Source organism: Kribbella sp. NBC_01484 (assembly GCF_036227145.1).
GTDB lineage: Bacteria > Actinomycetota > Actinomycetes > Propionibacteriales > Kribbellaceae > Kribbella.
On the sequence record NZ_CP109437.1, the window covers coordinates 3,525,190 to 3,550,667 of the forward strand.

30 protein-coding genes are annotated in these 25,478 nt (G+C 68.5%); 17 read left to right on the top strand and 13 right to left on the bottom strand.

Going from position 1 to position 25,478, the window contains the following annotated elements; translation table 11 throughout:
* Nucleotides 1–32: 32 nt before the first annotated feature.
* On the top strand, nt 33–1,103 hold the full coding sequence (locus OG555_RS17380) for a YeiH family protein (RefSeq protein WP_329483939.1): 1,071 nt from the start codon (nt 33–35) through the stop codon (nt 1,101–1,103).
* Here OG555_RS17380 and OG555_RS17385 read toward each other — a convergent pair.
* Both OG555_RS17385 and OG555_RS17390 read right to left on the bottom strand, forming a co-directional pair.
* Nucleotides 1,088–2,896, bottom strand: a complete 1,809-nt coding sequence (locus tag OG555_RS17385) for a glycoside hydrolase family 2 protein (RefSeq protein ID WP_329483940.1) — start codon at nt 2,894–2,896, stop codon at nt 1,088–1,090. The genes OG555_RS17380 and OG555_RS17385 overlap by 16 nt on opposite strands.
* A gap of 179 nt (nt 2,897–3,075) precedes the next feature.
* A complete protein-coding gene (locus tag OG555_RS17390) occupies nt 3,076–3,795 on the bottom strand; it encodes a class I SAM-dependent methyltransferase (protein ID WP_329483941.1) in 720 nt (239 codons plus the stop codon).
* Between the two features lie 169 nt (nt 3,796–3,964).
* Here OG555_RS17390 and OG555_RS17395 point away from each other — a divergent pair, with 169 nt between their 5' ends.
* Entirely contained in the window at nt 3,965–4,939 is a 975-nt protein-coding gene (locus OG555_RS17395; protein WP_329483942.1) for a TRM11 family SAM-dependent methyltransferase, read from the top strand.
* Between the two features lie 40 nt (nt 4,940–4,979).
* Here the strand turns inward: OG555_RS17395 and OG555_RS17400 are convergent, their stop codons facing one another.
* Nucleotides 4,980–5,783 carry an amidohydrolase family protein gene (locus tag OG555_RS17400; RefSeq protein ID WP_329483943.1) on the bottom strand — a complete coding sequence of 268 codons (804 nt, stop codon included), beginning with the start codon at nt 5,781–5,783 and terminating at the stop codon, nt 4,980–4,982.
* Nucleotides 5,784–5,936: 153 nt separating this feature from the next.
* On the opposite strand from OG555_RS17400, the gene OG555_RS17405 reads away from it, so the two are divergent.
* Genes OG555_RS17405 through OG555_RS17415 form a run of 3 tightly spaced genes read left to right on the top strand, consistent with a single transcriptional unit; the run spans nt 5,937 to nt 7,485 of the window.
* On the top strand, nt 5,937–6,488 hold the full coding sequence (locus OG555_RS17405; RefSeq protein WP_329483944.1) for a CGNR zinc finger domain-containing protein: 552 nt from the start codon (nt 5,937–5,939) through the stop codon (nt 6,486–6,488).
* The gene (locus OG555_RS17410) at nt 6,485–7,189 is read left to right on the top strand and encodes an AzlC family ABC transporter permease (RefSeq protein WP_329483945.1); all 705 of its coding nucleotides are present in this window, start codon (nt 6,485–6,487) and stop codon (nt 7,187–7,189) included. The genes OG555_RS17405 and OG555_RS17410 overlap by 4 nt, the downstream gene beginning before the upstream one ends.
* Complete coding sequence (locus tag OG555_RS17415; protein ID WP_329483946.1) at nt 7,186–7,485, top strand: AzlD domain-containing protein; 300 nt, start codon at nt 7,186–7,188, stop codon at nt 7,483–7,485. Before OG555_RS17410 ends, OG555_RS17415 begins: the two co-directional genes overlap by 4 nt.
* Nucleotides 7,486–7,498: 13 nt before the next feature.
* On the opposite strand, the gene OG555_RS17420 is transcribed toward OG555_RS17415, so the two are convergent.
* A complete protein-coding gene (locus tag OG555_RS17420) occupies nt 7,499–8,563 on the bottom strand; it encodes a DUF2332 domain-containing protein (RefSeq protein ID WP_329483947.1) in 1,065 nt (354 codons plus the stop codon).
* A 16-nt stretch (nt 8,564–8,579) separates the two neighbouring features.
* The gene (locus tag OG555_RS17425) at nt 8,580–9,494 is read right to left on the bottom strand and encodes a LysR family transcriptional regulator (RefSeq protein ID WP_329483948.1); all 915 of its coding nucleotides are present in this window, start codon (nt 9,492–9,494) and stop codon (nt 8,580–8,582) included.
* A 108-nt stretch (nt 9,495–9,602) separates the two neighbouring features.
* Between OG555_RS17425 and OG555_RS17430 the strand changes: the two genes are divergently transcribed.
* Nucleotides 9,603–10,310, top strand: coding sequence for an SDR family NAD(P)-dependent oxidoreductase (locus tag OG555_RS17430; RefSeq protein ID WP_329483949.1), 708 nt, complete (start codon nt 9,603–9,605; stop codon nt 10,308–10,310).
* A gap of 46 nt (nt 10,311–10,356) precedes the next feature.
* Nucleotides 10,357–10,722: a YybH family protein gene (locus OG555_RS17435; RefSeq protein ID WP_329483950.1), complete on the top strand. Its 366-nt coding sequence runs from the start codon at nt 10,357–10,359 to the stop codon at nt 10,720–10,722.
* Here the strand turns inward: OG555_RS17435 and OG555_RS17440 are convergent.
* The 4 genes from OG555_RS17440 to OG555_RS17455 form a co-directional block, all read right to left on the bottom strand.
* A complete protein-coding gene (locus tag OG555_RS17440; protein ID WP_329483951.1) occupies nt 10,695–11,945 on the bottom strand; it encodes an ATP-grasp domain-containing protein in 1,251 nt (416 codons plus the stop codon). The two genes, OG555_RS17435 and OG555_RS17440, sit on opposite strands and share 28 nt — an antisense overlap.
* Before the next feature lie 80 nt (nt 11,946–12,025).
* Nucleotides 12,026–12,445 (bottom strand): nitroreductase family deazaflavin-dependent oxidoreductase, encoded by a 420-nt coding sequence (locus OG555_RS17445; protein WP_329483952.1) that lies wholly within the window; start codon nt 12,443–12,445, stop codon nt 12,026–12,028.
* Nucleotides 12,446–12,461: 16 nt separating this feature from the next.
* The gene (locus OG555_RS17450; RefSeq protein ID WP_329483953.1) at nt 12,462–13,208 is read right to left on the bottom strand and encodes an esterase family protein; all 747 of its coding nucleotides are present in this window, start codon (nt 13,206–13,208) and stop codon (nt 12,462–12,464) included.
* Nucleotides 13,198–14,244, bottom strand: coding sequence for an alpha/beta hydrolase (locus OG555_RS17455; protein WP_329483954.1), 1,047 nt, complete (start codon nt 14,242–14,244; stop codon nt 13,198–13,200). The genes OG555_RS17450 and OG555_RS17455 overlap by 11 nt, the downstream gene beginning before the upstream one ends.
* Nucleotides 14,245–14,308: 64 nt before the next feature.
* Between OG555_RS17455 and OG555_RS17460 the strand changes: the two genes are divergently transcribed.
* On the top strand, nt 14,309–14,653 hold the full coding sequence (locus tag OG555_RS17460; protein WP_329483955.1) for an MmcQ/YjbR family DNA-binding protein: 345 nt from the start codon (nt 14,309–14,311) through the stop codon (nt 14,651–14,653).
* Between the two features lie 225 nt (nt 14,654–14,878).
* Here OG555_RS17460 and OG555_RS17465 read toward each other — a convergent pair whose 3' ends face one another.
* A complete protein-coding gene (locus OG555_RS17465; protein ID WP_329483956.1) occupies nt 14,879–15,646 on the bottom strand; it encodes a response regulator transcription factor in 768 nt (255 codons plus the stop codon).
* Nucleotides 15,625–16,983 (bottom strand): sensor histidine kinase, encoded by a 1,359-nt coding sequence (locus tag OG555_RS17470; protein ID WP_329484839.1) that lies wholly within the window; start codon nt 16,981–16,983, stop codon nt 15,625–15,627. The genes OG555_RS17465 and OG555_RS17470 overlap by 22 nt, the downstream gene beginning before the upstream one ends.
* Nucleotides 16,984–17,163: 180 nt before the next feature.
* Here OG555_RS17470 and OG555_RS17475 point away from each other — a divergent pair, with 180 nt between their 5' ends.
* The 3 genes from OG555_RS17475 (at nt 17,164) to OG555_RS17485 (ending at nt 18,717) form a co-directional block, all read left to right on the top strand.
* Nucleotides 17,164–17,859 carry a D-alanyl-D-alanine carboxypeptidase family protein gene (locus tag OG555_RS17475; RefSeq protein WP_329483957.1) on the top strand — a complete coding sequence of 232 codons (696 nt, stop codon included), beginning with the start codon at nt 17,164–17,166 and terminating at the stop codon, nt 17,857–17,859.
* A gap of 24 nt (nt 17,860–17,883) precedes the next feature.
* Complete coding sequence (locus tag OG555_RS17480; protein ID WP_329483958.1) at nt 17,884–18,255, top strand: hypothetical protein; 372 nt, start codon at nt 17,884–17,886, stop codon at nt 18,253–18,255.
* A gap of 75 nt (nt 18,256–18,330) precedes the next feature.
* Nucleotides 18,331–18,717, top strand: coding sequence for a pilus assembly protein CpaE (locus tag OG555_RS17485; protein WP_329483959.1), 387 nt, complete (start codon nt 18,331–18,333; stop codon nt 18,715–18,717).
* Nucleotides 18,718–18,725: 8 nt separating this feature from the next.
* On the opposite strand, the gene OG555_RS17490 is transcribed toward OG555_RS17485, so the two are convergent.
* Nucleotides 18,726–19,208 carry an adenosine-specific kinase gene (locus OG555_RS17490; protein WP_329483960.1) on the bottom strand — a complete coding sequence of 161 codons (483 nt, stop codon included), beginning with the start codon at nt 19,206–19,208 and terminating at the stop codon, nt 18,726–18,728.
* A 168-nt stretch (nt 19,209–19,376) separates the two neighbouring features.
* Between OG555_RS17490 and OG555_RS17495 the strand changes: the two genes are divergently transcribed.
* The 6 genes from OG555_RS17495 to OG555_RS17520 all read left to right on the top strand — a co-directional run bounded on the left by OG555_RS17495 (nt 19,377) and on the right by OG555_RS17520 (nt 24,221).
* Entirely contained in the window at nt 19,377–20,390 is a 1,014-nt protein-coding gene (locus OG555_RS17495; RefSeq protein ID WP_329483961.1) for an ornithine cyclodeaminase family protein, read from the top strand.
* Nucleotides 20,390–21,745, top strand: a complete 1,356-nt coding sequence (locus tag OG555_RS17500) for an aromatic amino acid lyase (protein ID WP_329483962.1) — start codon at nt 20,390–20,392, stop codon at nt 21,743–21,745. Before OG555_RS17495 ends, OG555_RS17500 begins: the two co-directional genes overlap by 1 nt.
* Before the next feature lie 188 nt (nt 21,746–21,933).
* Nucleotides 21,934–22,587, top strand: coding sequence for a hypothetical protein (locus OG555_RS17505; protein WP_329483963.1), 654 nt, complete (start codon nt 21,934–21,936; stop codon nt 22,585–22,587).
* Between the two features lie 52 nt (nt 22,588–22,639).
* Complete coding sequence (locus tag OG555_RS17510; RefSeq protein WP_329483964.1) at nt 22,640–22,984, top strand: ArsR/SmtB family transcription factor; 345 nt, start codon at nt 22,640–22,642, stop codon at nt 22,982–22,984.
* Nucleotides 22,981–23,469 (top strand): SRPBCC domain-containing protein, encoded by a 489-nt coding sequence (locus tag OG555_RS17515; protein WP_329483965.1) that lies wholly within the window; start codon nt 22,981–22,983, stop codon nt 23,467–23,469. The genes OG555_RS17510 and OG555_RS17515 overlap by 4 nt, the downstream gene beginning before the upstream one ends.
* Nucleotides 23,466–24,221, top strand: coding sequence for an SDR family NAD(P)-dependent oxidoreductase (locus OG555_RS17520; RefSeq protein ID WP_329483966.1), 756 nt, complete (start codon nt 23,466–23,468; stop codon nt 24,219–24,221). Before OG555_RS17515 ends, OG555_RS17520 begins: the two co-directional genes overlap by 4 nt.
* A 63-nt stretch (nt 24,222–24,284) precedes the next feature.
* Here OG555_RS17520 and OG555_RS17525 read toward each other — a convergent pair whose 3' ends face one another.
* Entirely contained in the window at nt 24,285–25,442 is a 1,158-nt protein-coding gene (locus OG555_RS17525) for an NAD(P)/FAD-dependent oxidoreductase (RefSeq protein ID WP_329483967.1), read from the bottom strand.
* Nucleotides 25,443–25,478 lie beyond the last annotated feature (36 nt).

A 25,478-nucleotide genomic window follows, 5' to 3' on the forward strand; every position in this document is an offset into this window, starting at 1 on the left:
GTGCGTACATTTCTGCGAAAGGAGCCGGCTCGATGGTGCAGGTCGAGGTTAGGCCACCCGTCACCCCGGTCGCTGCTCTTCACCACCCGCGTCTGCATGCTCTCTGGTCCGGAGTGACCCAGCGGGCCGTGGGTGTGCTCGTCGTGCTGGCCCTCGCCGCGATCGCGCTCCCGCTCGGTCGACTCGTTCCGGTCGTCGGCGGGCCCGTGTTCGGGATCGTGCTCGGGGTGCTGGGCGGCTTGCTGATCCCGGCGCTGCGTGCCGACCGGTGCCGGCCGGGCTACGACTTCGCCTCGAGGAATCTGCTCCAACTGTCGATCGTCATCCTCGGCACGGGCCTGTCTCTCCAGCAGGTGGCTCGCGTCGGCGCGTCATCGCTGCCAGTGATGCTTGGCACGCTGACGATCGCGCTCGGCGGCGCCTGGCTCTTCGGCCGGCTGCTCGGCGTCCGCGGTGATACGCAGACGTTGATCGGCGTCGGTACGGCGATCTGCGGCGGATCCGCGATCGCGGCGGCAACAGCGGCGATCGGAGCGAAACGCTCCTCCGTCGCCTACGCACTGGCGACGATCTTCACCTTCAACGTGGTCGCCGTACTCACGTTCCCGCCGCTCGGCCACCTGCTCGGTCTCAGTCCGGAAGCCTTCGGATTGTGGGCCGGTACGGCGATCAACGACACATCATCCGTGGTCGCGGCCGGGTACGCCTACAGCCAGAGCGCAGGCGACCAGGCCCTCGTCGTCAAGCTGACGCGCTCCTTGACGCTGGTGCCCATCGTTTTGGTGTTGGTCTTCCTCAAGTCGCGCCGCGAGTCCCGGGTGGCCGGCGCCAAGACGAAGTTGCCCTGGCGCAAGCTGGTCCCGCTGTTCCTGATCGGCTTCATCGCGGCTGCGGGTCTGCGAAGTGTAGGCGCCGTACCCGAGACCTGGCTGCCGACGCTGAGCCTGATCGGCACCTTCCTGATCACGTCCGCGCTGGTCGCGATCGGCCTGTCACTCCGGCCGAAGGAACTGCGCGACGCAGGACCCAGGCCGCTCCTGCTCGGAGCGATCCTCTGGGTCCTGGTCGCGGTCGGCAGCCTCGGACTTCAGTCTCTCTCGTAGGCGGCCTGGCGGACCTGGATCTTCTGGATCCGCGGTACGTCGAGCTTGCTGCTGCGGTCGAAGCGGTAGATGCCGTTCTCTTCCTGGAACACATCGGTCAGCTGCGTGTAGCAGTAGCCGAACATCAGCGGGTTGTCGAGCAACGCATCGACGAGGCCGGCGAAGCGGGTGTAGAACTCCTCCTCGTCCGCGACCCGCTGTCCGTAGCCCCAGGAGTCCTCGCTGCGCCCGCTCTTGCCCGCGGCCGCCGCCTCCGCGTTCCACCAGATGCCGCCGAACTCACTGCAGAAGTACGGCTGGCCGGCGTACGGCTGGGAGATCGGTCGCCCGCCGTGCCCGCCGACGTTTCCGTACGGCTTCTCGCCGACCAGGTCGGCCATCTGCTTCGCGAACTCGGTGGGGTCCTGCTCGTAGTTGTGCGAGTCCCACACATCGGTTTCCGGCACCCGGTGCGAGTAGCCGGACGCGTCCAGCACCGGCCGGGTCGTGTCGGCGGCCTTCGTGGCGAGGAACATCGCGCGGGTGACGTCGTCCAGCTGGGTGATCCGGTCATGCAGAAGTTGGTGTGTCTCGTTCAGCGGGCACCACCCGATGATCGACGGGTGGCTGTAGTCGCGCTCGACCGCTTCCAGCCACTGCGCGACGTACGACGCCGTCGGCTGCTGATTGTCGTTGCCTGTGTCACCGACTCCCGAGCCCCAGTCGCCGAACTCGCCCCAGACCAGGTACCCGAGCCGGTCCGCGTGGTACAGGAACCGCTCCTCGAACACCTTCTGGTGCAGTCGCGCGCCGTTGAACCCGGCCGCGATGCTCAACTCGATGTCGCGGACCAGCGCCTCGTTGGACGGCGCCGTCATCAGGCTCTCCGGCCAGTACCCCTGGTCCAGCACGAGCCGCTGGAACACGTGCCTGCCGTTGATCAGGATCGCCTTGCCGTTGATCGACACCGAGCGCAGTCCGGCGTAGCTGTCCGCGGTGTCCACAACGTTGCCATCGGCATCGATCAGCTCGAGGAGTACGTCGTACAGATGCGGGTCGGTCGTGTCCCAGAGGCGGACCCGGCCGGCCGGGATCTGCAGCGTGAGCCGGGGCGCGAGGTCGAGGTCGGCGCGGACCTCCGCCCGCGTGACCTCGCCGTCGCTGTCCTTCAGCGTCGCGCGGATCTTCCAGTCCGGCTTGTTCGCCGACACCGGTACTTCGAGGTGGAAGCTGGAGCCGGCCACATCCGGGGTGATCCGGGGGCGGCCCAGGTGCACGGCCGGCACGGCCTCGAGCCAGACGGTCTGCCAGATGCCGGTGGTCCTCGTGTAGAGGCAGCTGTGGTTGAAGTAGAGCTGACTTTGCTTGCCGCGCGCCTGCGGGCCCTTGTGGGTGTCGCGGGCGCGGACCACGATCGTGGCCTCCTCGCCCGGCTGGGCGACCTTGCTCAGGTTGGCGCTGAACGGCGTGAAGCCGCCGCGGTGCCGGACCACCTCGACGCCGTTCACCCACACGGTCGCGTCGTGGTCGACCGCTTGGAAGTGGAGTACGGCGTCCTTGCCGGACCACTCGGCCGGGATCGTCACGGTCGTCCGGTACCAAACGGCTTCGAGGAAGTCGACGTTCTCGATCCCTGACAGCTGCGTCTCCGGCGCGAACGGGACGGTGATCCGCTGCGCCAGGTCGCGCTCGCGCACCCCGCGCTCCAGCCCGGAGTCGGACCGGTCGACCTCGAACTGCCACTCACCGTTCAGATTCACCCACTCCGCCCGAACGAACTGCGGACGCGGATACTCGGCACGAGGCTGGCTCATTCGTACTCCCGGAGGCTGAAGTGCGGCGGTCGACAAGCACAGTACAACGTTGGAAAAACCCCGGCAACGCCTCGCTCCCCAACTGCTGTCGCCCCCTCGCACCCGGCTCCGCTCGCCACCGCTCGCCCGACCCACCCTTGCTTTCCACGCGCCGCCGCGCGCTCCACCACGTGGCGGAGCTACGTGGTCGTCCTGAACAGGGCGGCGTTGAGGAAGTCGGCTCCGAAGGTGCCTTCGCGGTCGGAGTGGACAGGTCGGACTTCGAGGGGATCGAGGGTCGCGAAGATGGTTCGCAGGTCTTCGAGCGAGAAGGCCATGCCGCCGCCGGTGTCGCCGGTCGTGACGACCTCCAGATCGGTGGGGGTCTGCACGCGGCCGGCGGCGAACGTGACGATCCCGAAGCGTCCTCCGTCGCGCACGGCCGGCACCACCCGTGCGAGGTACGTGATCCGCCGGTGCGGGGCCAGGTGGTGGAAGCACCCGGAGTCGTAGACGAGATCGAACTGCCCGGCCGGCAGCGGGTCGCGCAAGATGTCCGACGCCGTGAGATTCACTGACGCGGGCATCGTCGGCCGGACACTGTCCAGCAACGGCGCGGCCAGGTCGATGCCCTCGACCGTCGCGCCCTGCTCGGCGAACCACCTGCTGTTCCGACCGGATCCGCAGCCGATGTCGAGTACGCGGGCGCCGGCCAGGTCGAGCAGGCCGCGCTCATGCCAGTCGACCAACGGCTCGTCCGGCAGTTGCGTGGCCAATGGGTGACCCGGCCTGCTCAGCAGCTCGGTCCAGAACTCCGCGGCCGATGCCTGGGATCGATCACCGCGGGCGCTCGTCGCCACGACCGCGTCGATGGTGTCGAGCAACTGCTCGACCGTATGAATGCGTACGTCGTCGCTCACCAACGAACTCTACCGGAAAACAAGGTGATCAGTGGCGGTTCGATCGTTTAAGGTCTTCGCGATGATGCGTTTCTGAAGGTGCGCGCAAGACGCCGGGTGACGAGCCTGGCGTGCTTCGCGTGCGCCGCGATCTCGGCCATATGTCGATCGCGACCTTCAGAGGATCATCGTGTCCAGAACCTCCGATCGCCTCGTCCTGCGCACGCTGGACGAGGCGGTAGACCTGCTCCTGCAGGACCTTCGATCACTACCTTCTCTTCACTCGATCCGTCAGACGTCTGCCATCACCGTGGAGTGTGCGGTGGACGGGAGCATCGACGAGCTCACGGCCTGTCCGCTCTACTCGACCGCCGCAATCGTCTTGCCAGACGGGACAACCGGCTTGCTGCGACAACTCGAGCAGTCGATGGAGTACGGCGTACTCGCGACGCTGAGGCCGTCCGGGTTTCGAGTCAGCGCTGACGAGGGCAGGCCCGATCTCATTGCGGCCGTCGAGCACCACCTCGGCTGGGTGAATCGGCCCGGCGACTGGGACGTCAACCTCACGCGGACGGGAGGCGGCTGGGTCGCCGAGGTCGGTCCGCTCTCGTGGATGCGCAGGTTCGGGCGGTTGGAACGGTTGCCGTGGTCAACCACCCCGCTCGTCGCCGAAGTCCTTGTCCGGCTGGCGAAAGTGCACAAGGATCACCGGGTCCTCGACCCGTTCTGTGGGACGGGCACGATCCTCCTCGCCGTACGCCGTCGTGAGCCGACTGCCTGGATTGTCGGAGCCGATCACGACCCGAGGGCGATCGTGATCGCCAAGCGCAACACCGGACGCTCGGCCCACCTGACCCAGGGCAAGGCGGAAGCCCTCCCACTGCCGCCCGGCAGCGTGGATCGGATCGTCACGAACCTTCCGTTCGGCAAACTGGTGGGCAGCCACCGCGCCAACCGCACGCTCTACCCGGCCGTCCTGTCCGAGATCGATCGGGTACTGGCGATCGATGGAAGAGCCGTCCTCCTCACCGAGGACAAACGCCTGCTACGCGAGGCGATCGACCACCAGAAGGCGCTCAAGGTCATCCGCCAACGCCTGCTCAGATACAACGGTGCCACCCCGACCGCCTACGTCCTCACCCGCACCCGCCGAGCCTTGAGATGACCAGAACTTTCGGCTGACACCCTCGCTCGTGATGATCGTGTCACAGGCCTAGGAGGCTCGCGCCGTTGTCCCGGCAGACTGCGCGCAGCCACGCATCGCCTAGGTCGAGGGATTCCAGAGCGGAGAGCTGGACGGCGTACGGGTAGGGGATGTTGGGGAAGTCGGAGCCCAGGACGATGCGGTCCTGGAGATCGGCGAGGCGCGGGATCAGGTCGCGGGGGAAGGGCATCAGGGCTTCGGTGAAGGGAGTCAACGCCATCGTGGTGTCCAGGTGGACGTTTGGGTACGACGTGAGGGCCAGGTGCTCGGCGTATTCGGGCATGCCCAGGTGGGCGATGACTGCGGTCAGCTGCGGGTGCTTGCGTAGTACGTCGCCGAAGGGGCCCGGGCCCGTATGCCGGCCGCGGATCGGGCCGGAGCCGCAGTGCACCACCACTGGTACGCCGGCCTCCGCCAGCTGACCCCACACGTCATCGAGCTCGTCGGTCCGCGGATCGTAGTCACCCACCTGCAGGTGGACCTTGAAGATCCGGGTCCCCAGCTCCAAGGCCTCGCGCACGTACGCAGCCGCGCCCGGTTCCGGATAGAACGTCCCACTGGGCACGCAACCCGGCGTCGACGCGGCGAAGTCTCGCGCCCAGACGTTCAGCCACGCGGCCATGTCGGGCTTGTGCGGATACACCAGCGCCGGGAACGCGCGAATCCCCAACGTCTGAAGGGTTTTCAGCCGCTCCTCGACCGGCGTCCGGTAGGTGATCGGCCAGTCGGTGCTGTAGTGCTCCGAGGCGTGGTCGAAGTACGCCCAGACGGCGTTCATCACCTGGTCCGGCAGGAAAGTGCACATGCACATCCACCAGCCCGTCCAGCCCCAACCGCTGCCACCAGCCCGGAACGTCCTCGTCGCGCACTGGCCCAGCCTAGACGCGCGGTGCGGTTGCGCGAAGATCACCTAACGACCCATGGTGGACTTTGGGCGTTAGAAAGGAGAGGCGGAGCCATGGAGTATCGGCCGGAGTTGATCGGCGGACATCTCGCGCTCGATCTGGTCAACACCGTGGCGTGGCGGTTGGACGTTCGGCGCCGGATCGACCGGATCGCGGATCCGGTCGGCCTCCGGAGGTGGTTGACGGCCACGGGCCTTGATCCGGCCGGGGAAGATCCAGGTGACCTGCGCCGCACGCTGGTGCGATGCCGTGAGACTGCTTATGCCGTCCTGCGTCCGCTTACGGCCGGCGACGAGCCTCGCGCTGCCGATCTCGCCGTACTGCGGGAGGTGGCCGAGGACGCCGTACGCAACGCCACCCTGGTCAGCGCGCGGCCGTTGACCTGGCGCGCCGGGACCGTCGCCGGCCAGGTGCGGTTGGCCGTGTGGCGGTTCTTCGAGGATGAGGACCTGCACCGGTTGCGGCAGTGCGCCGACAACGATTGCGGCTGGTTGTTTCTGGACCGCAGCAAGAACGGTTCGCGGCGGTGGTGCAGTTCGGCGGACTGCGGCAATCGGGCCCGGGCCCGCAGGCATTACCAGCGCCACTCCGGAGCGCCGGCATGATCGCGATCGACCGGACCGCCTTCGCCGCTGGAGTCCGGCTCGGCCTCGGGCCGGCCGGTGCGGGGTTCGTCCTGGCGCTCAGCTTCGGCGCCGAAGCCGAGGCTCGGGGCTGGGGACTCGGGCTGCCTGTCCTGTTCTCAGCGCTGGCATTCTCCGGATCCGCCCAGTTCACGTTGCTGACGGCATTGTCCGGAGGGACTGTGGCGGCCGCCATCGCCTCGGCTGCCCTGATCAACGGGCGCTATCTCGTCATGAGCGTCGCCCTGAACGACAGCCTGCACGGCAGCCGGCTGTCCCGGGCCCTCCAGGCCCAGGCCCTCGTGGACGCCTCGTTCGTCCTCGCTCACCGCGACGATGGACGGTACGACGTGTCCCGCTTGATCGGCGTCAGCCTGCCGCAATGGATCGCCTGGGTGCTCGGGACCGCGGTCGGCGCACTGACCGCTCCGTCGTCTGAGCTGATGCACCGGCTCGGGCTGGACGTCGTGTTCCCGGCGTTCTTCCTGGTGCTCGCGCTGGACGAACTGAGGCGGTCTCGTCGAGCGTTCGCCGCGTCGCTGCTGGGTGCCGGTATCGCCGCGGCCTTGTTGCTGGTGACCGATCCGGGCTACGCCCTGCTCGGCGCCACGGCCGCCGCACTGATCGGCCTGATTCCGGAGCACGCCTCCGAGCCGGCCAAGCTCACTGAGGAGGCGTCGTGAGGCTCTGGCTGGCCGCCCTGGCCGTGACCGTCGTCAACTGGCTCATGAAGGCCGGTGGCCCGCTGTCGATCGGCGAACGCAGGCTGCCGCCGGCGGCGATCCGGGTGGTAGGTCTGATAGCTCCCGTGCTGCTGGCGGGTCTCATCGTGACAGAACTCGGCGGCAAGCGACTGGACTGGACACAACTCGCCGGAGTCGGTGCCGCCGGCATCCTTTCTGTCCTGAGACTTCCGCTGTTGCCGGCGGTCGCCGCGGGCATCGCCCTGGCCGCCGGGCTGCGGCTGCTGCTCGGCTGACCAGGTCGAGAGGTCAGGAGTCTGCGAGCCAGGAGAGCAGGCGGCCCTGGGACCAGGAGCGGCCCAGGGACTCGGCGTGGAGGGTTGAGTGGTCGAAGACGGCCAGGCCGATGATGCTGTGGCCGGAGGCGGGGCGGTCGCCGAAGGTCGGTATCGCCGGCGCGACGCCGACCCCCTCCACGGACACCGACGCCACCGGCCGGTTGGTGGCCGCTTCGTCGAGGCGGTGCAGGAAGCGCAGACGGCTCTCGAGCGAGAATTTCGACAGCGTCCACGTCGTGGTGACGACAGGCAGGGCGTCCGCGGGCACGCTTGCGAAGGCGTCGGGCAGCACCTCGACGGCGTCACCTCGCATCAGCAGCGGAGGCGCACTCGCCGCCAATGCCAACTCCGCCTCGAGCCTCGCGAGGTGCTCTGCTTGATCTGGCCACACGCAGGCGCGCAACCATCGGGCTTCCTCCGCGTCGGTCACGTCGACCGGATCGAGGTCGACACCGACCCGGACGACGACCTCTGGCAGCGTGCGCGCCGGAACTGGCCGGTCGCGCACGATCGAAGCCGACAGCTGCACGGGAGATGACGGATCGCCCAGCGATTGTCCGTTGCTGTACGAGATGCCAACCCGATCGACAGTGAGATTGAACCCGGCCGAACAGCCCACATCGATCAGCCCGACCGCGTTCGCGCCGACCCGTCGCGCCGCCTCGGCGATCGCCGGATACAGCACGGCGCCGCGCCCGGTCTCATTGGTCCACGGCTTCCGGCGTACGGCGATGGCCACGACCGAGTCGGTCATGCGCAGCAATGTGTCGATCGCCGCGCCGGCGGCAGCGACGCTGTCCGCTGACGCATAGGCCGCGCTCAGCGCCGGGGCGCGTCCGGCGAGGGCGAGGTCGTGCAGTGCGGCGAGGATCACCGTGGGGTGCCGCTTGCGCGCCGGCGCCGCCTCGATCGCGCGCAGTGCCTCCTCGGACTCGCTCAGGGCCACGGCGACGCGCTCGTACAGCGGCGATGTGCCGGCGGCGTCGACCTCACCGAAGTGCCGATACACCTGAGCGAGTGTGCGGACCCTTCCCACGGATGGCGATTCTAGGTCAGCGCGGACGGAACGGGTCGTCGGCGGGGAGCCAGATGCCTGGCTCGGTCAGGTCGATCGCCACGTCGTCGGTCAGCGCCGACAGAGCGGCACGTACGGCGGCCCGCGGCTCGTCGCGGCGGGACACCAGCGCCCAAGTCCAGACCGGCACCGGATCGGCCACCGGCCGACGGACCATATCCCGGGGCAGCGGCGTCGCGTCTCGCTTGGGCGAACTCACGACCGGCCGGCGCAGACGTCGTACGTGATCGAAGAACGCCGGCCCGGTGATCCCGTGATCGTCGATCCGGACCAGCTCGGCGCCGGTCGTCCGGGCGAACTCCACCGCGTAGATGTTCCACGACGCCCACGTCGCGGTGTCGGTGTCCAGCAGGACCGCTGTGTCCTTCGCGCGTACGGCGGACTCGTCCGGACCGAACGACACGGCGGACAACCGGTCCGCGCCGATCAGCCGGCCGTCGAGGTCCTGCTCGGCCAGATCGGTGGCCCGGACCCAGCAGATGGCCAGGTCGATGCTGCCATCGGCGACCCGGGCCGCCTGCGTGTGCGAGGGCATCACCCACGCATCGACCCGCAGTTGTGCGACCCCGGAGGTGCGCTCGGCCAGATCGGCCGGACGCCAACTGACGTACCCGAGCCGCACCGGCTCACTCGCCGCGAAGCCGGCCGCCGTACGGCGCAACGCGTCGGCCTGCTCGAGCATGGCGCGCGTCTGTGGAAGCAGCGTCTCACCGATGGCCGTCAGGGTCACAGTACGGCGATCGCGCTCGAACAACCGGACACCGAGGTCGCGCTCCAGCGATTTGATCTGCTGCGAGAGCGACGGCCCGGCGATGTGCAGCCGGGCGGCGGCGCGACCGAAGTTCAGCTCCTCCGCAACCGCCACGAAGTACCGCAACTGCCGCAGTTCCACCCACTGATCGTAGTAGGCCGGGCCTCCCAGCTGAGAGAAAACCGATCGTGGAAAACCTCACATGGTTCGACAACTATCGAAGTACAAACCTTCGAGAAAGTGAGAACCATGAGTTCCCAGAAAGTCGCCGTCGTGACCGGTGCGTCCCAGGGCATCGGTGCGGCCCTCGTCGCGGCGTACCGCAAGCTCGGCTATGCCGTCGTCGCCAACTCCCGCACGATCGCACCGTCGGACGACCCGCTGGTGCTGACCGTGCCGGGCGATGTTGCCGAGCCGGGCGTGGGCGCGCGGATCATCGAGGCCGGGCTGCGCGAGTTCGGCCGGGTCGACACGCTGATCAACAACGCCGGCGTCTTCCTCGCCAAGCCGTTCACCGAATACACCGACGCGGACTACGACCTCGTCCTCGGGGTCAACCTGCGTGGGTTCTTCGAGCTCAGCCAAAGCACCGCCGAGGCGATGCTGGAGCAGGGCGGCGGTCACATCGTCAACATCACGACCACCCTGGCCGATCACGCCCTCAGCACCGTGCCGTCCGCGTTGGCATCGCTGACCAAGGGCGGGCTGAATGCAGTCACGAAGTCGCTCGCCACCGAGTACGCCTCCCGGGGCATCCGGGTCAACGCCGTTGCCCCCGGTGTCGTCCGTACGCCGATGCACCCGGCCGAGACGCATGAGTTCCTGGCCGCGCTGCACCCGGTCGGCCGGCTCGGTGAGATCGACGACATCGTCGACGCCGTCATCTACCTGGAGGGCGCCGCCTTCGTGACCGGCGAGATCCTGCACGTGGACGGCGGCCAGCTGGCCGGTCACTGACGGCCGCTTCCCTCGTTCGCCCCCAATCCGACTTAGGAGAACTCTCATGACCGAACTCGACATCCTGCACACCGTCCTCGACGAGTGGAAGGCCGGTGTCGACGCCCACGAGCCGAAGCGGGTGGCGTCGACCTTCACCGACGACGCGATCTTCCAGGGCCTGCACCCGTACGGCGTAGGCCCGGACGACGTGGCCGAGTACTACGACTCACAGCCGCTCGGGATGAGCGCGTCGTACCGGATCGTCGAGAACCGGCGGCTGGCCGACGACCTGATCCTCGGGTACGCCGCGGTCGACTTCTCGTTCACCGACCGGCCGACTTTGCCGCTCTACCTGAGCGTGATCCTGCGCCAGGTGGGTGACTCCTGGCTGATCGCGCACTATCAGGTCTCGCGGCTCCCCGAGGCCTGATCGGACAGCCACAGGTTGGTGAGCCCCTTGAAATGGGACAGGAACTCCTCCTGCTCGTGGACGGGATAGGTGCCCGCGACCGTCTCCCGGAGCAGGCGGTCGAAGTCGGCGCCGGCGACCCACTCGCGGACGCGGGCGTCGAAGTCGGGCAGGTGCTCGGCGCACCACTCGTGGTACTTCGCGGTCTCGAAGTGCTCGTCGGCGAGGGCCAGATAGGCGTCGAGCTTGGCGTCGTAGTCGAGCGACTCGTCGTCCGCGATCGCGAAGTACCGCCCGGTGTGCAGGTCGATCCTGCTGCGCCGGGCGGTCGCGAGTGAGAAGACCGACCACTTCACCAGCGCGCTGATCGCCCACGGGAAGTAGTAGTGCAGCGAGGTCACCGCGACATCCGGGCAGGCGTTGGCGTAGTCGATCGGGTAGACGTCGTCACCCTTGACCAGCATCTCGCAGGAGTTGAACTCCCAGCCGAAGAACGCGTTCACGATCCGGCTGATCGCCACCGCCTGGTGCCCGGCGGACGGGCTGAGGAAGTCGTGCGAGACGGCGTACCGGTTGTGCATCGGCTCATCCGGGCGGAAGTCCATCACCATCGTCTCGGCGCCGATCGACAGCGCCCGGGCGAACTTGTCGTACTCGACCGTCGCTTGCAAGTGCATCAGCATCTCGCCGGACTCGTCGTACGCCGTGTGCAGGTCGTCCTGGTTGTTGATCCGGGACACGCCCCGCCAGCCGCCGCCGTCGAACGGCTTCATGTACAGCGGGTACCCGAGGTCGGCGGCGATCGCGTCCAGGTCGAACGACTTGTTGTACTTCGCCGACGTGTAGGCCCAGCGGACGTTGTCGAGCGGGTTCTTGTACGGCACCAGCACGGTCCGCGGGATCTTCAGCCCGAGCCGGAGCATCGCGCAGTACGCCGAGTGCTTCTCCATCGACTGGAACGTGAACGGCGAGTTCAGCAGGTAGGTGCCGTTCATCAGCGCGGCCTTCTTCAGCCACTCGCGCGGGTGGTAGTACCAGTACGCGAGCCGGTCGATCACCAGCCCGACCCGGACCGGGTCGTTCAGGTCGAACGGCTCGATGGTCAGCCGCCGGGACCCGAACTCGTGCTCGTGCCCGTCGAGGCTTACCGGCCCGACCCGCTGCAGCAGCGCCTCGAACGCCTGCGGCCAGTCCTCCTCGGCTCCAAGCAACAACCCGATCAAATGCCGCGAGCGATCAGCCACAGTCATCCTCCGTACGTCGGCGTGCTTCGAGGGTAGGGACGTTCCGCCCGCCCGTCGACCGCACCGGCCCCAGCGACGCGCTACGCCCGCTTGAGCTCGAGCACGGGAATGGTGCGGACCCCGGCAGTTCGGCGTTCGTACTCGACGAATCCTGGATAGCGTCGCGCTTGTTCGGCGTAGATGCGGTCCCGCTCGGCGCCGGTCAACTCGCGGACGATCACCTGGTAGGTCTCGGTTCCGCGTTCGACGGTGCCGTCGCCGGCGGCCGTCAGGTTGCGGTACCAGTCCGGGTTGGTCGGTGCCCCGCGCTTGGTGGCGAAGACGTAGATCGTGTCCGGCTCGGTCTCGTCCGGGAGGTACATCGTCGGGGTGACATACTCCCGGCCGCTCGTGCGACCGCGGGAATGCAGCAGGGTCATCGGAGCGCCCTCGAAGTTCCCGCCGACCCTGCCCTCGTTCGCCCGGAACTCCTCGATGGTCTTCGTGTTCCAGTCGCTCATGGCGAATCTCCTTCTCCTAGCAGAACCGCGGCAGGTGATGGGCGATCTGCCGGCGCCACCAGGGCCAGTCGTGCGCCACGTCATACCCCCAGAGATCGAAGTCATGGGGGATGCCCTTCGCCTCCAGTACGGCGGCGGTCGCGCGAGCCGACGGCAGCGAGCCGGTGGGGTTGGTCTCCCAGTCGCCCTGACCGACCGTGAGCACGATGAAGATCCGGTCGCGCAGCCACTGCAGGTGGTCGCCCTCGAGGTTGGGCAGGTAGTCGGCCGGGTTGTTGAAGTACGTCGCCTCGCCGCGCTCACCCCACGCGTACCAGCTGGCCGCGTCGTAGTTGCCGGACTGGCAGATCGCGATCGGGAACAGATCCGCCCGCTTGAACGCGAAGTTGAGCGCGTGGAAGGCGCCGAGGCTACAGCCGGTGGTGATGATGTCACTCACGCCCGGGGAGTCCGAGCCGATCGTCGGGACCACCCGATCGACGATCCACGACTCGTACAGCCCGTGCCGGCGGGCGCGGTCCTCGAGCTGGATGCTCCGGTCCGACCAGCTGACGTGGTCGAAGGAGTCCACGCAGTACAGCTTCACCCGGCCGGCCTCGATCAGGTCCGCGACCGCGTCGACCATGCCGTTGTTCTCGTAGTCCCAGGCCCGGCCCTGTTCGCTCGGGAAGACCAGCACCGGGCGGCCGAAATGCCCGTAGCGGATCACCGTCCCGCGGCGGTCAAGCCCCGGTGCCTCCAACTCGACCTGCTCACGCTCCATCAGCCCCACCCCAGGTCTGTCGCAGTAGATCCGTGAGATCAGGATCCAGCACATCACGCCAGGCTGTGAAGTTGTGCATGTCCGGCGTTTCGCCGAACGCCACGGTGAGCCCGAGATCGGCCAGCTTCGCCGCCATCACCCGGTTGTTGTGCACGTTCTCCTCGGTCGTCCCGGCGGTCATCCCGACCAGCGGCGTACTCGGCGCCGTGGTTGCCGTCAGCACCTGCTTCACGAAGCCGGTGACCCGGGCGTAGAACTCGAACTTCGACTCCTGCGGGTCCGTCTCCGGTGTGAAGAACGATCCGGACTGCAGGAACAGCCCGTCGAAGGTGCCGGGATAGTGCCATTCCGCGTGCAGCGCCGCGAGCGCTCCCAGGCTCGCGCCCATCATCACCGGCTTCCGGCTCCGGTACTGCGCCTGGACGGCAGGGAGCACGTGCTGCGTCAGGGCCTCGGCGTACTGCGGGTTGGCGGCGTACCAGAGATTGCGGGCGGTGGGGTGCATCAGAACGAGCCGGAAAGGCGACAGCCTTCCAGAGGCGACCATCGCGCCGGCGTAGTGGGTCAGACCGGCGTACGCGGCGAACTCGGGACCGTCGTGGGCGAGCAGGAGGGGGAGCTCGAAGGTCGGCGCGATGCCTTCCGGTGCCCAGACCTGCGCGTCGACCGGCCCGAGCGGGGACTCCACGGTGAGCGGGGTCAGCGTCGACGCGATCGACTCAGCCGTGATCCAGGCGGGCTCGACGTACCCGGGGAGCGGCAGCCAGGAGTGCTCACCGAAGGCGCCGCCGACAAGCCGTGAGTTGGTCGGATCGGTCCGCATCCCGAGGTCGGCGATGTCGAACAGGTACTCCATCCGGTGCACGGACGGCCGCGGCAGGCGCAGCTCCCATCCGTAGTCGACCGGCTTGAACTCGAGCAGCTCGGCCGCGAGTCCGAGCTCCTGCCAGAGCCGGACGCCGGTGAAGGCATGCGAAAGGTCGGCGAGGCGGAACACCACCTCGGCCCCTTCGACCGCACTCAGCACAGCAGGCATCCGACCAAGGTACAACCGGAATCACTGACAACAGGTGTCAGTGATAGCGGTCTATCGTTGGATCGTGGTCGATCTCACGGACATCAGGGCAGTCACGGCGGACCTGCCGCGCAGCTACGAGGTGCTGGTGCGCGACCGGATCAAGTTCCGGGTCGGGCAGATCGTGTACCTGGCGATCGCGCCGGACGAGCAGACGATCGGGATCGGGTTCCCGCGGGAGGAGCGAGCCGCGGCGCTGGCGGCCGAGCCGGACAAGTTCCTGCCGCCGCGGCCCTCGGACGAACGGTTCCGGTGGATCGAGGTGCGGCTGGCCGCGCTCGAGTTCGACGAACTCCGCGAGCTGATCCTGGACGCCTGGGCGATGTGCGTCCCGAAGAAGGTCCGGCGCGAGTACTTCGGCGAGTCGTAAGTCTGGGCCCAGGGCAACCATCTCATCCCCTGGTAGTAGGACAGAACCATTCTGATGGCCGATGGGCGGCGGCGGTTCGCGAAGCACTCTTGAAGGTATGACCGGAGACTTCCTCCCGCGGCGCCGGCAGGCGTCGATCCTCAGCCAAGCCCTGACCATCGTGATTGTGCTCGCCGTCGTGGGCCTGGCTGTGTATCTGTTCTCTTAGTGTCCCGTAAGCGGACACTAAGAGTCCCAGCGGACGTCGGCCTCGCCCGGGCGGACCACGCCGGCCTCGTAGGCGACCACGACCGCCTGCACCCGGCTGGACAGCCCCAGCTTCGACAGCACGCTGCTGACGTGGGTCTTCACGGTCGTCTCGCTGACGAACAGCTTGGTGGCCAGGTCCCGGTTCGACAGGCCGCGGGCCATCCAGACCAGGATCTCCCGCTCCCGCTCGCTCAGATGTCCCAGCAGCCCGACCCACCGCGGATCCGGTTGCGCCGGCACGGGTTCCGCCGTACCGCCGACCTGGCGCTCGAGCTCCATGCACCGCTCCAGCAGCACCCGCGTCGACGCCGGGTCGACCAGCGAGTCGCCCCGGTACACCGCGCGTACCGCTGACACCAGCAGGTCCGGATCGGTGTCCTTGAGCAGGAACCCGGACGCCCCGGCCCGGACCGCGCTCAAGACGTACGCCTCGTCGTCGAACGTCGTCAGCACCAGTACGGCGGGCCGCGAACGGCCGGCCGCCTTGTTGGCGGACGTGATCCGCTCGGTCGCGACCAGCCCGTCCATCACCGGCATCCGGATGTCCATCAGGACCACGTCCGGGTCGTACTGCTCGATCAGCCGGAGCGCCTCCTCGCCGTCCCCGGCCTGGGCGACGGTGGTCAGGTCCGGTTCGTGGTCCAGGATCATCGCCAGCCCCATCCGGATCACGCCCTGGTCGTCGGCGACCAGGATCCGGATCTGCCCGGACTCCGGCTCGTTCAGTTCTGCGGCGGCAGCCATGCCTGCACCCTCCATCCACCCAAGGGGCCGGCCGCGACGGCCAGTGTGCCGCCGACCGCCGTCGCCCGTTCCCGCATCCCGATCAGTCCGTTGCCGCGGCCACTCTCGCTCCGCCGGGCCGTCTCCAGCACGTTCACCGGCGGCGGCCCGCCGCTGCCGTTGTCGTCGATGGTCAGCAGTTCGCCCTCCGGCCCACTCTGCCAGGTGACCCGGGCAGCGGTCGCCTTGGCGTGGACCATCACGTTGGTCAGCGCCTCCTGGATGATCCGGACCGCGGTCAGATCGGTGGCCGAGGTCAGCTGCCGCTGCCGCGACGGCAGGTTCATGCTCACGTCGATGCCGACGGCCTTCAGCCTGTCGCCCATCCGCGCGACATCGGACAGATCCGGGACCGGAGTGGTCCCGCCGCCGGAGCCCGGCGAGGCTCCGTCGACGCCCGGCGACGCGGTGTTGAGGACCCGGACCGTCTCCCGCATCGCGGTCAGCGCTTCCTTGCCGCTGGCAATGATCCAGCGGATCGCCTCCCGCAGCACCTCGGGCCGCTGGTCGGCCACCCGGTCGGCGGCCTGGGCCCGGATCACCACCGCGCTGACGTGGTGGGAGATGACGTCGTGCAGGTCGCGGGCGATCCGGGTGCGTTCCGCGACCGCGGCCCGCTCGGCCTCGACCGCGCGCAGCCGGACCAGTTCGGCGTTCCGCTGCTCCAGCAGGGCGACCGACTTCCGCCGCCGCCGGGCGTCCGCACCGAGCAGCACCATGCCGCAGATCAGCGCCTCGGCGAACACGAACAGCGAGACGTCGATGTAGCTGTAGAGGCTCGACAGATCCCTGGGCAGCTTCTGGTACCGATCGCCGTACAGGATCGCGCGGTTCGCGTGGCTGAGGACGATCGCGACCACGGTCGGCAGGCCGATCATCAGCGCGGCCAGGCTGCCCATGGTGAAGAACAGACAGGTGAAGCGCCGTACGCCGCTCGATGCCGCCAGATACCCGACGACGAGGAGCGGGACCAGGTGGATCTCGGACTGCAGTGCGGCGTCGCTGATCTCGGGCTGGCCGAAGACCGTGATCCCGACCTGGGCGGCCAGGCCGGTGCCGACCGCGGCGTACAGGAAGGGGTAGAGCACCGAGACGATCACCAGCATCGTGCGCGGGATCCGCCGGCCGAAGGCGACCGTGGCGACCAGGAAGACGCCGGTCACCACCGAGACGGCCGGGTTCTGCGGCCGCAGCCCGCTGCCGTTGATGAGGTTCAGCGCCGTGAACCAGACCAGCCCGATGAGCGCAGCGAGCAGCAGATCCTGCTGCGGCTGCGCCAAACGGCGCCAGATACTCATCACGTCGCCCAGCGTAGTCAGCCGCCGTTCGCCGAAGCTTCATCTGCCCGGAGGGGCAGGCTCTCCAACTTTTGGAGGAGGCTCGGCGTCCGAATTGATACTCAGGGGCTACGGATGGGACGTCAGGACGGTCCCTGGGACCGATGTGCCGACCCCGCCCGATCCGAGAGGCTGTACCCCATGAGGAACGACCTGCACCCGCGCCGGACCGGCGCGGTGCGGACGCGGTTGCTGTCCGTGACCGGTGGTGTGGTCGCCGTGGGGGTGGTCGGTTCGCTGCTGCTCTGGCATGCGCAACTGGGGGACATGCTCGGTCTGGCCGCGGACAAGGAGCCGGTGGTGTCGAGCGTGAGCGCACCGGCAGTCGGCGCGCCGCCCGCGACCAAGCCGACGCACACTCCGACCCACTCACCGTCCACTCCGCCGAAGACGACCAGGACGCCGAAGCCGCCGAAGAAGCCGGTCAGGACGACGAAGGTGTCGGCCGAGGAGAGCATCGACGGGTTGTCGCCGAAGCTGAAGGCGCGACTGAAGCGGGCGATGGCAGCCGCGAAGGCCGACGGCGTCACGATCCGGATCACCTCGGCCCGGCGGAGCGCGACCAAGCAGCAGCGGCTGCTGAACGAGGCGATCAAGAAGTACGGCTCGTACAAGCTGGCGACCCGGTGGGTGCTGCCGCCGAAGTACTCCGCCCACGTGCTGGGCAAGGCCGTGGACGTCGGTCCGGCGGCCGCCATGACCTGGCTGAACAAGAACGGCTGGCGGTACGGCGTCTGCCGCCGCTACGACAACGAACCCTGGCACTTCGAGGCGCTGACCGCGCCCGGCACGAAGTGCCCACCGCGTGAACCCCACGCGGTGGCGAAGTCCGACTGATCCGACACCCAACGGGAGCTGACGATGACGATGACATACGCCCAACCGCTGCCCCGGCGCTACACGCGTGCGCGCCTCGCTGTCCCCGCCTTGTGGCGACAGGTGATTCGTGGCGGTGAGACGGGAGGCGAGACGATCGTGCCGGAGCCGGATCGCTCGGCGCACACCCAGTTGGACATCTACGACGGCATCCTGGCCGCGTTCGAGCGGCGGGACGAGGTCGCCGCGGTTGTGGCCGCCGCTGCCGACCGGCAGGCCGCGGTCAGCGGGCTGCGCTTGCGGCTCGGGCTGAGCCAGCTGCAGGCGTCCGCACTCGTCGACCTGCCGCTGACCGACGACTGCCGGGACCGGATCGCCCACCGCGCCGAGGAGCTCCGGGCCGCCCTCCGTCACTGAGGCGCGCGGCCGCACCACCATCCCCGCGGCTCGCCCGGACCTGCGGGGGTTGAACGGCGCGGGGAGGATGGAGGGGTGATCACGATCGAGCAGGCCGGGCGACTGCGCAAGGCCGGGGTGCTGTGGGCGCCCGCGGCAGGGGATCGTTTCGTCGTACCGGACCGGGACATGGACGAGGACGTGTTCGTGGTGAGCGACATGACCGTCGAGGTGCACGACTACCAGGGCAGCAAGGTGATCGGCTTCAACGGCACCACCGAGTGGGCCCTGGACAGCATCGAGCAGCGCGAGGTCATCTGGCTCCCCCGCGAGGAGCAGCTCCGCGCCCTCCTCGGCAACCACTTCCACACCCTCGAGGCCGTCCCCGGCGGCTTCCGGGTAGACCTCACCGACTCCACCCACACCGCCGAAGACGCCGAACAGGCCTACGCCAAGGCCGTCATCCACCTCCTGGGTGCGTGACAGGGTCCCTACAGCTTGTAGCCGATCTGCCGGAGCAGCAGCTTGCGGTCGGTCAGGTCTGACTCGCTCTCGACGCCGAGTGGCGGTTGCCCGTCGATCACACCGATGATCCCGCGGCCGAGGTCGGTCTCGGCCACCAGGACTTCGACCGCGTTGGCGGTAGCGCAGAAGATCCCGCAAATCTCCGGCACCTGCCGCATGGCGGGGAGGACGTTGACCGGATAACCCTCGCGTAGGAACACGATGAACGAGTGGCCGGCAGCGATGGCCTGCGCGTTCTCGACCGCGAGTTCGACGAGGTCGGGATCGTTGCCGGAGTGGCGGATCAGCCGCAGCCCGGACGCCTCGCAGAACGCCAGCCCGAAGCGCAGGTGCGGGCTGACCCCGATCAGGGCCTCGTGCAGATCCTCGACGGTCTTGATGAAGTGAGACTGCCCGATGATCACATTGAGGTCGTCGGGCTTGGTGACTGGAACAGCTGTCAGGTCCACACGGCCATGCTGCCCCTCGAAAGGTGTGGCAGGAAGAAGCAGCAGCGCCGTCGGTTGTGCAGACGAACAGGACGTACATCTCTACGTATGTCGCCTCGGCACGCTCAGGCGGTCCCACCTTGTGGCCGGTAGGTGGACTACCTCCTGTCTGTATGTACCGTCGTGAAGGTGACGGACGGGATCTGGTTGCGGTTTCTGAGTGGGCCGGAGATCGACTCGCTGGGGCTGACCCGGCTGGAGATCGTGGACGCGGTCGAGGATGCGGTGCGTGAGCACGGCGAAGGGCGAACCAGCTTCGAACCGCGGGTGCACCTGATGCCGGACAACGGCGGCATCGGCCATTTCAACGTCCTGCGTGGTCACCTCGACGGGCTCGGCGAGCATGGCATCAGCGGGGTCAAGGTGGTCGGCGACTTCGTCCCGAACTACCAGAAGGGCCTGCCGAGCGAGCTGGCGATGGCGACCCTGTTCGACCCGACCACCGGCGTGCCGCTCGCGGTGCTGGACGCGACCATGATCACCGCGGCCCGGACCGGAGCGATGACCACGGTCGGCGCCCGCTACCTGGCCCGGCGGGACAGCAAGATCCTCGCCCACGCAGGCGCTCGCGGTACGGCGTGGTGGAACGTGACCATGCTCGACGACCTCTTCGACCTGGACGAGATCCGGGTGACGTCGCAGCGGCCGGAGTCGCGCGAGAAGTTCGCCGCCGAACTGTCCGCCGAATTGTCGACACCGGTGCGCGTGATGGCGACCGCGGAGGAGGCGTTCGACGGGGCCGATGTACTGGTCGAGGCGACGCGGTTGACCGAGCCGGAGCCGCTGTTGCGGACGGCGGCGGTGAAGCCGGGTGCGTTCGTCGTACCGTACGGGACGATCAGCGCGGTCGAGCTCGATCTGCTGGACGTGATGGACAAGGTGGTCGTCGACGACTGGCGGGAGGCGCAGTCGGGGCGGTTCGGGTCGTTGCGGCGGCATGTGGACACCGGGCGGCTGTCGCCGGCGACCTTGTACGCCGAGCTCGGTGAGATCGTGGCCGGCCGCAAGCCGGGCCGGGAGAACGATGCCGAGCGCAACCTTTTCTGGCACCGCGGGCTGTCGCTGCTCGACGTCGCGATCGCTCACCTGATCCTGCGTAAGGCCGAGACGGCGAACGTCGGCACGATGCTGCGCTTCCACTGATGATCAACGAACCCGCAGACCTCGATCCGGCCTCCACCGAGCCGATCACCATCGCCCAGCCCCTCCTGGATCGTCTGGCCGCGATCCGCTCCAGCGTCCTGCAGGCTCTCTCGACCGGCGATGCCGTCTACGGCGTCAACACGGGAATGGGCAACCTCAGCAAAATCCGGCTGTCCGAGCACGAGCAGCGCATCCACCAACGCAATCTGCTGCTCGGCCGCGCGGTCGGCGGCCCGCCCTGGCTCCCGGCCGACGAAGCCCGAGCCGTCCTGATCGGCCGCCTGAAGACCTTCCTCACCGGCGACGCGGGGGTCTCGGTCGAGCTCATCGGACAGTTGGTCGACTACATCAACAGCGGACAGGTGCCGAAGATCCCCGTCGAAGGAGCAGGCTCAGCCGGCGAGATCATCCCCCTCGCCCACGCCTTCGCTCCGTTGGTGACCGGGCCGGACTCGTTCGAGCTCGGCCCGAAGGAGGGCATCGCTTTGCTCGCCGGGATCCCCGGCGCCACCGGACGAGTTGCTCTCCACTCCACGCGGGTACGCCGTCTCGCCGACAACCTGAGTGCGGTTGCTGCCGGGGCGATCGCTGTGGTCGGCGCCAACCGCGCGCCGTATCAGCCGGCGGCTGCCCGGGGTGACGACCTCCTGGCCGCTGAATTCACTCGGATCCGCGAGTTGGCCGGGCCCGAGGCCGAGCCGCAAGCCCTTCAAGCACCTGTGTCGTTTCGCGTTGCGGGTCACGTGATCGCGCATGTCCAGCGGAATCTGCGGGCCTTGGACGAAGCGGTCGAGCGGGCGTTCAACGGTGTGACGGACTCACCGGCGTACCTCGACGGTGAGTTCGTCGGGACGGCCGGGTTCCACGGCATCGATCTGGCAGCGCACTGCGATCACCTGACCGCTTCGCTCGCCCACGCCGCCGAGGTCTCGACCGCCCGGCTGCACCGCTTGCTCGACCCGCGAGTGACCGGCCTGCCTGCCCAGCTGGCCCGCGAGCCCGGTCCGCAGGCCGGGCTCGTCGCCGTCCACAAGCGAGCCGTCGCCACCACCCACTATCTCCGCCGCCTCACGTTGCCCACGGCAATCAGTACGGCGGAGACCTCGAACGGCCAGGAGGACGTCCAGTCGTTCTCCTGGGAGGCCGTCGGCGTCCTTGCCGAGGCGATCCGCCGCACCCGCGAGACGACTGCCTGCGAACTCCTGGCCGTCCGGCAGGCGTTCGCCCTGTCGAAACGCCCGATCCCGGCCGGCCTCCGCAACCTCATGCGGGCCGTCGATGCCGCCGTACCTCCGATCGAAGCGGATCGCCCGTTCGGCGAAGACCTGACCAGACTGCTGGACGAGGTGCTCTAGCCCTCGGCCATCCGGTACGGCCGACCTGACTCGATGGCTGTCCCATCCATGGGTTGATCGAAAAAGCCAGCGCGACACGCCGGTGGTGAGAAGCCGTAAGTAGCTTGCGTGGGGCCTGTGTCGTTGGCCTGGGTGTTCAGTCGATCCACTAGCCTGACCAGGGTCCGAGGCGGAGATGGGGGAGTTTCTTGAAGCGGTTCGTGGTCCCGCCGACCTGGCCGTCGCCGCCCCGCCGCAGTTGGGTCCCACCGAAAACCTGGCGTCCCGATCCGTCCTGGGCGCCGGCTCCCGGGGGCTGGCAGTTCTGGGTCGACGGCAAGGGCAAACCGGTCCGCGGCCCGATCGGCCGGTACGGCGGTCCGTCCCGCCGGGTGATGTACGCCGGAGCCGGCGCGCTGGTCCTCTTCCTCGCAGTCAACATCTGGGCGGTGTCCGCGCTCGGCCTGTTCGGTGGCGACTCCGGTGACCCGCAGGCTGTCCAGGTCGTCGACGACAGTACGCCGACACCGTCCGCGAGCCCGTCGCCCGTCGTGCCGCAGACCACCACGCCGCCACCGGTGCCGAAGGCGACCGTGACGCCGACCCAGAAGCCCACGCAGCGGCCGACCCAGCCGACCAAGACCCGGACCACCGTGCGCCCCACCGAGGAACAGACCGACCCGACGCCGACCAAGACCGCGACCACGGCGAAGAAGACCCCCAAGCCACCGCGCACGAGCACGCCGCCGACACGGGAAGAGATCTTGCGGCAGTACTGCCTCCAGCGGGGCTGGGATCCCAAGTGGTGCGACCCGAACAACTGGCCCCAAGACCCGGGTGGCACTCCGCGCAACGGTCCCTGAGTTCCCTCCTGCCGGTTGACACCCGGAGAACTCCGCCTGCATTCTTAACCACATGGTTCTACAACCAGATGGTTATGATCAGCTGAGCGGGGTGTTCGCGGCGCTGGCGGATCCGACCCGGCGGGCGATCCTGCGGCAGCTCCGCGACGGTGACGCAACCGTCGCCGAGCTCGCCAAGCCGTTCACGATGTCGCAGCCGGCCGTCTCCAAGCACCTGAAGGTGCTCGAGCAGGCCGGCCTGATCAGCCGCACGCAGCGGGCGACCGCCCGGTTGAGCCATCTCGAGGCCGAACCGCTGCGGGCGGCCGTCGGCTGGCTGATGGACTACCGCGCCTACTGGGCGGAGAGCTTCGACCGTCTGGACAGACTGCTCGACGAACTGAAGGACGAGTCATGAGCGAGATCCAGGTGATCGCGGAGCCCGGCGTACCGCAGGTCATCGTCACCAGGGAGTTCAGAGCACCGCGAGAGCTGCTGTTCCGCGCGTACACCGAGCCGGACCTGGTGGCGCGCTGGCTCGGGCCGGCCGGTCTCGAGCTGATCGTGAACCAGCTCGATCCACAGCACGGCGGCCGGTGGCGCTGGACGCACTACGACGCCGACGGCAAGGGGTATGTCTTCCACGGGCTGTACCACGGGACGCCGACGCCGGAGCGGATCGTGCAGACGTACGAGTTCGACCAGCAGCCCGGGACCGTCTATCTGAATCTGATCACCCTCGACGAGGCCGACGGCATCACGACACTGCGGCAGAACACCGTGTTCTTCGCCGTCGAGGACCGCGACCTGTACGTCGCCGGCGGCATGGAACGCGGCATCCGGGCGTCGATGCAACAACTCGACGACCTCGTCACCGAACTGGCCAAGGAGAGCCACTCATGATGCTCACCGGAAAGAACGCGATCGTGTACGGCGCGGCCGGCCCGATCGGCACCGCGGTCGCCAAGGCCTTCGCAGCCGAGGGCGCGACGGTGTATCTCGCCGGGCGTACGGCGGACACGCTCAAACGGGTCGCGGACGAGATCCGTGCAGCGGGCGGGACCGCGGAGATCGGAGTCGTCGACGCGCTCGACGAGCGTTTGGTGGACGAGCACGCTGACGCGGTGGCGGCCGCGGCCGGCGGCATCGACATCTCGTTCAACCTGATCGGCAACCGGCAGTTCTTCGGGACGCCGCTGATCGAGATGTCCCTCGCGGACGTCGAGCTGCCGGTGTCGACGATGGTCCGCACCTTCTATCTCACGTCGCGCGCGGCCGCCCGGCACATGACCCAGCGCGGCTCGGGTGTCATCCTGACCTTCGGCGGATACGGCCCTCCGACGGCGAACCTCGGCGCGTTCCAGGTCGGCTTCGGCGCGGTCGAAGCGCTCCGTCGCAGTCTCGCCTGCGAGCTGGGACCCCACGGCATCAGGGTGCTCACGCTGCAGACCGGCGGCATCCCCGAGGCGATTCCGGACAGCTACGGCGAGAAGGTCAAACAGAGCCTGGCCAAGGACACGGCCGCACGCACGATGCTCCAGCGGGCCGCGACGCTCGCCGATGTCGGCGCGCTGGCGACCTTCGCCGCCTCCGACCTAGCCCGCTCCATGACAGCCACCGCCCTCAACCTCACCGCCGGCGCAGTCGTCGACTGAGGCTCGTTACGTCCGAAGAAACGAGCGCTATATGGGCCACACTTCTTCGGACGTTGCGAGGTGTCAGACGATGTTTCGTTCGGCGCGTGCAGCAGACGTGTGGAAGCGGCGGGCGTCGAGTGGGCTGATGTCGACGAACGGCTCGCGGCCGAGGTAGAGGTCGCGGATGATCTCGCCGACGGCCGGTCCCTGCAGGAAGCCGTGGCCGGAAAACCCTGTGGCGTAAAGGAATCTGGACACTCCGTCGGCCTCGCCGATGAGCGCGTTGTGATCCGGAGTCACCTCGTAGAGGCCGGCCCAGCCGCCGGTCAGGCCGACGTCGAGCAACGAGGGTGCGCGCCTGGTCATCGCCTCGGTCAGCCGGGGGAGCCAGGTGTCGGTCCGGTTCAGGTGGAAGCCGGGTTGCTCGTCGGGGTCCGACATCCCGACCAGCAGGCCGGGACCCTCGCGGTGGAAGTAGAACGTGCTGCTGAAGTCGATCGTCATCGGGAGGCCGGCCGGAAGGTCCGGGATCGCCTCGGTGACGACGATCTGCCGCCGCAACGGCGTGACCGGCAACTCGACCCCGACCAACTCGGCGAGCGGCGCCGACCAGGCGCCGGCCACGCAGATGACCGTGCCGGTGCGTACGTCGCCACGGCTGGTCCGGACCGCGGTGATGTGGTTGCCGAGGGCATCGATACCGAGGACCTCGCACCCGGTGGCCAAGGTGGCGCCGAGCCGGCGGGCCGCGGTCGCATAGCCGAGTACGACGGACTCCGGCGTACAGTGCCCGTCCGCCGGGGAGAAACAGGCGCCGGCCAGGTCGTCCGGCGCGAGGATCGGGGCGAGGCTGACCGCTTCGTCGACGTCGATCATCCGGGTCGGCTGGCCGGCCGCGTTCTGCAGACGGGTGCTCTCGCGGAACAGTTCGAGCTGGTCGGCCGTCTCGAGCAGGAACAGGTAGCCGACACGCTGCAGGTCGATCTCCTGGCCGGGTCGTTCGCCGAACCGCGCGAACGCCTCCAGACTGCGGGCGCCCAGCGCGATGTTCAGCTCGTCGGAGAAGTTGGCCCGCACTCCACCGGCCGCCTTCGAGGTCGAGCCGGAACCGAGCTCGTTGCGCTCCAGCAGCAGCACGTTCGCCACGCCGGCTTCGGCGAGGTGGAACGCGATGCTCGTGCCCATCACGCCACCGCCGACGATCACTACGTCGGCGGCTCCCGGCAAGTGCGCCGCCATCAGCGCTCGCCGAGCCGCGTCGCCATCAGCTGACAC